At 62.1% G+C, this 472-nt stretch carries 1 pseudogene; it reads right to left on the minus strand.

Going from position 1 to position 472, the window contains the following annotated elements:
- A pseudogene (gene glyA / locus U4Y88_RS37620) lies at positions 1-472 on the minus strand (serine hydroxymethyltransferase); the annotation flags it as partial.

Here is a 472-nt window from a genome sequence, read left to right on the forward strand (position 1 = left end):
GTTTCATGCGCGCGCTTTTCGAGCGCTTCGTAGTCGATGTCTTCGTTCGCGTCGAGGCCGTAGCTCACGACGTTGAACCACTTGCCGCTCATGTTGAGCGCCATGCCGTGCGTGAGGTGACCGCCTTCGGCGAGGCTCATGCCCATGATGGTGTCGCCCGGCTTGAGGACGGCGAAGAACACGCCCTGGTTGGCCTGCGAGCCCGAGTTCGGCTGGACGTTCGCGGCTTCGGCGCCGAACAGCGCCTTCACGCGGTCGATCGCGAGCTGCTCGACGATATCGACGTTTTCGCAGCCGCCGTAATAACGCTTACCGGGATAGCCTTCGGCGTACTTGTTGGTGAGCTGCGAACCCTGCGCGGCCATGACGGCGGGCGAGGTGTAGTTTTCCGACGCGATCAGTTCGATGTGATCTTCCTGACGGCGGTTTTCCAGTTCGATCGCGGCGAAGAGTTCGGGATCGACGTTGGCGA

It is taken from the genome of Paraburkholderia sp. J94, assembly GCF_905220285.1.
Classification (GTDB): Bacteria; Pseudomonadota; Gammaproteobacteria; order Burkholderiales; family Burkholderiaceae; genus Paraburkholderia; species Paraburkholderia tropica_A.